This is a genomic window from Coprobacter sp. (genome assembly GCF_982436375.1).
Genome location: NZ_CEWDCG010000207.1, coordinates 1 through 4961 on the forward strand (window position 1 = coordinate 1; position 4961 = coordinate 4961).

The 4961-nt window shown below is 40.2% G+C and carries 1 protein-coding gene; it reads right to left on the bottom strand.

All coding sequences use genetic code 11. From position 1 onward, the window contains the following. Positions 1-562: 562 nt before the first annotated feature. Positions 563-4915, bottom strand: a complete 4353-nt coding sequence (locus tag AC1WHX_RS10385; RefSeq protein WP_481229302.1) for an FG-GAP-like repeat-containing protein — start codon at positions 4913-4915, stop codon at positions 563-565. Positions 4916-4961: the final 46 nt, after the last annotated feature.

The following is a 4961-nucleotide window of genomic DNA, read 5'->3' on the forward strand; positions in this document are numbered from 1 at the left end:
TTTCTATTACGGGATAATGTTTAACTTGTCCAACTTTTGGGGGTCACTTCATTTTGAGGCAGCTTTTTTGTATCCAATTGGAGTAACCGTTATAAAAAAATAGACAAAATACGAGTAACTAAAAAACTAATTGTTTGAGATATCAGTTTTTCTTTCTCAAATATGCAACACACATATCTCAAGTTCTTTATCTTTATCTTTACAAAATATTTCACACACCTTATCTGTCTGAGTTTTCCGATAAAAAGATATTATCAGATCGTTTTTGCGATTTCTTCCTGTCCGGTTGTTTTCACGATAGCCCGCTATTTATCCCTGCAAAAACAATAAAGCATCCTCGAAAGAAACTATCAAAATCTGACCCGAGCAAAATTCAGGTTCTAAAAGGAGAAAATCCCCCAATAAAGCATAATATTTTTCAATATGTTTGAGATACGTTCCGAAAAAAATATATCGAACAGACTATAATAAAAAAATAGAGGCTGCCAAACGACAGCCTCCACATCACACTACAACCAATCCTAATTTTTACCTATTAGAAAACCTGAAAAACACATTTACATCACAAAATTATTTTAAACACCTTAATAGCTTTATCCGCTATTACAGAAATAAAGTAAATTCCTTTATTCAAATTCTCAAGAACACCTTTTCCACTTACCGAAACAACAGAAATAAGAGAGGCCGCTGCATCGGTAACTTTCAGAATAGCATTCTTTTCTCCTACATTATAGCAGACATTTCCGTCTGAGACATAGACGTTAACGTCTGAAACCTCTTTTTTTTTTAAACCGGTCGTTGTAGGATTAAAATCCGACTTGGCGAACTTTCCGCCTCTTTTCCCATTGTCGATAGCCTGTACCCCCCACTCATAATCGACATTTTCATCAGGGACGTACATAGAATAAGAGGTCGTCATTATCTGACCCGAAATCTCTGCCACCTTAATAAATCCAGTAGCCGGATCAGCCGGAACTGTCATAAAATATTCCGATGAACCGGCCTTTCTCAAATACAAATTATATTGTAATGCCGATGCCGGAGTCGCGTCATCTGAGGCAGCATCCCATGTAAAGGTTACCATGCGTGTATTCTTATCATAAGAACATCTCAAATTCTTCGGAGTTGACGGAGCCGCATTAGAATCGATATCCTTACTGCCTGAATTATTTTTCCACAATTGTGCAGCACAAGATTTCGAACATACCGATGTTTGTGCCCATCCCATATTCCAAGCATCCAGATAACCGTCATTATCATAATCTACCAAATGATTATTTCCATGACTGATTCTGTCAAAAGTTCCTGATTTGCCGAAAGGATCATCATAATAAGCCCCGTAAGACTCAAAACAAAAATCTCCCTTATTCAAATACAACCAAGTAGTAATCTCATGCTTGGCTCCATGACCTCCCACTAAAATATCCGGCAGTCCGTCATGATTAACATCTCCCAGCGAAGGAGTTGCACCATCTACACCTTCAAAACCGCAGAAAGCATCATTCAACATTTCAAAACTACGATTTCCGCAATTTTTATATACAAAGAACGATTTAGCATTCCCACCTTTATTTCGGGAATAACCTGTAACGACAATGTCCACGTATCCGTCGGAATTCAAATCGCCCAAAGCGCAAGAAGAATCATACGATCCGTAAAAATGTTGTCCGGTTTCACTGAAAGTGCCGTCACCATTATTCCAATAAACATGCAGATTTCCTTCATTCGGGCCATATCCCGACGAAACGATATCTAACCAACCGTCATTATCCATATCGGCAAAGTAAACAGACCCTCTCGCCAAACCTAAGAACGGATCAGTTCCGTTAAGCGGAGTTTCTTGCCGGATAAAACGTTTACCTTTATCATTCTTATAGAGATATACGGCACGACGGTCATGGTGTACCAAAACATTGCCATCTTCTGCTAACATTCCGTCCGCATCTTCATAATCATCCCTTCCGGTGACAACAATATCCAAGTAGCCGTCTTTATCATAATCACCTACCGAAACCCATTGACGGGAACGACCTCCGTCCGTATCATTATATATAGGATAAATTCCCATGCGATTTCCTGATTTATCGGCAACATTCACCTCTTCAAAAACATAGTTTCCATCCGCTCCTTTACCCTTATTCTCATATAAAAAGGCTGCTACATCATTTAGATCATTTTCATAATCTTTATTTTTCAAACCGGGAACAAAAAGATCCAATAATCCGTCATTGTTATAATCGAACCATACCGGACAAGCATAATAACAAATATCAAAAGGGCTATCTTTTCGTTCAAACTCATCATTTCCGGCATATTTATACAGTAATGTAGCTCCTTGTTTCGAGGAAGAGAGGTGGTCGTTATTTCCCGAATATACAAGTTCCAATTTTCCGTCATTATCAAAATCCCCCCAAGCTACATTCGAACGATCCGATGTATGATAAAACTCTCCTGCTGCAACATCTGCCCCATTTCCCGACTGTGCCGGTTCTGCCGGAACAGGTTGAAGTATTTTTTCAAATTTCGGAGTTATCACTATTCCCGGAGTAGGGATATCCGAATATTCGGGATTTTCCAATTCATCATAATTCTCGATATATTCAAAATCTTCGGTCACAAAAGCTGATATCCCGATATCCATAATCTGCTGTCCACCACCTTGTTTCCCTCCGACAGCAATCAAATTCCAACTATTCGGTTTCAATGCCTTCTTAGCTTCTTCCGAAATATCTTTCGGTACATAATTAAAGACACATCCGGTTCTGGTCGCAGCCCATACCCCGTTAATATAAATTTCTATATCATCGTCATGGAATAAAACAAACCGCAACTTATCGATCATTTCCGGAGTAATATCTCCCAAATAGAACCAACGTCGCATATAAATCTGACTCGTTTTCCACTCTGTAGAAACAAGATCAGCAGAATGTTCAGGTAGTCCGGCACCAAAAGCTGCCACACCTTTTGCCCAAGCCCGATCATCAAATTCCTTGGCAAACCAACGGCGGGGAACATCGGTCGTCGTATTGTAACGCCATGTATATTTATGATCTTTTGCCGTAGAAAGTATCGGCTTAATAATCACCTTATTTTGAGGCATATTTACACACTCCTCGATTTTCGCTTTCAATTCTCCATAAGGAGAGTATGGCTTCAAAACACGACGGTCATAAGTTAATATTCCGTTTTTCTCGATTTCAACATCCGAAATTTGGGTATATACCGCTGCATTCAATCCTTGGTAATAAAAATCCTTTATTTTATCGCATAAGCCATTAAAAAATGCTGTGAAATCCCGACCTGTCTCTACCGTAGTATATTGAAAATCACCTCCCGGCCAAATATGTCCCGGCACTTTCAACGTTATTCCGCCATATTCTCCGCAAACCGCAGCCCGATTTGCATTAGAAGGACAAGAAGGATCGGGATAACTGTGCGTATCGATAATATTACCGACTTCGGCATCAGTCCACCCACTTGCACAACAGATCAAAGTAGTTTTTCCAAAGCGTGCCGGATTCAATGAGTTCACTTTAGAATCTACCACGTTAGTCATACGCTCCGTATCGAATTGTCCCCAACCTTCATTAAAAACGATCCACTGAACAATGCTGGGATGATTTTTCAACGCATCTATGATAGATTTCGATTCCGACTCAAAATTTGCTTTTGCAAAATCTTCATGACCTTTGGGCAGATTCGGACTCGGCAAGTCCTGCCAAACCAAAATTCCCTCTTTATCGCAATGATAATACCAACGAGCTGGCTCGGTCTTGATATGTTTACGCACCATATTGAAACCCAAGTCTTTCATCGTGCGGATATCGAATAATAATGCCTCATCACTGGGTGCAGTATATAATCCGTCAGGCCACCATCCTTGGTCAAGCGGTCCCATCTGAAAAATTTGCTTATCATTCAAGAATATACGAGGAATATCTCCAACTTTTTTAACCTCGATCTTACGGATTCCGCAATAACTTTTCACAGCATCCGTTTCTTTCCCGTTCTTGAGAAGAGAAATTTCAAGATCATATAAATAAGGATCTTCTACCGACCACGGGTGTACCTCCCCATCGATCGTCATGCGGATAATACCGGCAGGATTCCCATTTTCCAATGTCGAAACGACATTTCCTTCTTTATCCTTTATTTTCGCATTGACCGTAACGCCCTCGGGCTCGCTCGGATTTACCATAAGCGACAACCACTTTTTATCTAAATTAGGCTCCATTGTAAATGACGCTATATGCACCGGATTCACCGGCTCTAACCATACAGTCTGCCAAATACCGCTCACTGCCGTGTACCAGCATATGGAAGGATTTCTGGATTGCTTCCCTGTCGGCTGTCCTTCCATACCTGTATTATCATAAATATATACAGCAATCTCCTGCTCTCCGCTACCTTTTAAGGCAGAAGTAATATCAAAATAGAAAGGATCATAACCTCCGGTATGCGTACCTACCTGAGTTCCGTTTACATAAACGACTGTTTTCCAATCGACAGCACCGAAATGGAGCAATATGTTTTTTCCTTTCATCGATTCGGGAATCACGACAGTTCTTCTATACCAATAACATTGTTCGTCGCTTTTCTCCATAACTCCCGATATAGCCGATTCCAAAGGAAACGGCACCAATATCTTTTTATCATAATCGAAATCTGCCGAATAGGCCTCGTCAATTACACCTTTCCTGAGATCCCACACTCCATTCAGATTCATCCAATCCGACCGAACCATTTGCGGCCTCGGATACTCGGGCAAAACATTATTCGGGTCTATCGTTTCAGACCACGTAGTCATCATGGGACCTTTTTTCATCTCCCACTCCGCTGCCTGAGAAACTGTTCCCCAAAACAATAAAAAACAAAATAAAATGAATAAACTTATTCGAGAGAAGTTCTGCTTCATGATATTAAAAGTTTAACCGTTAGAAAAATTATCATCTCAAAATTAC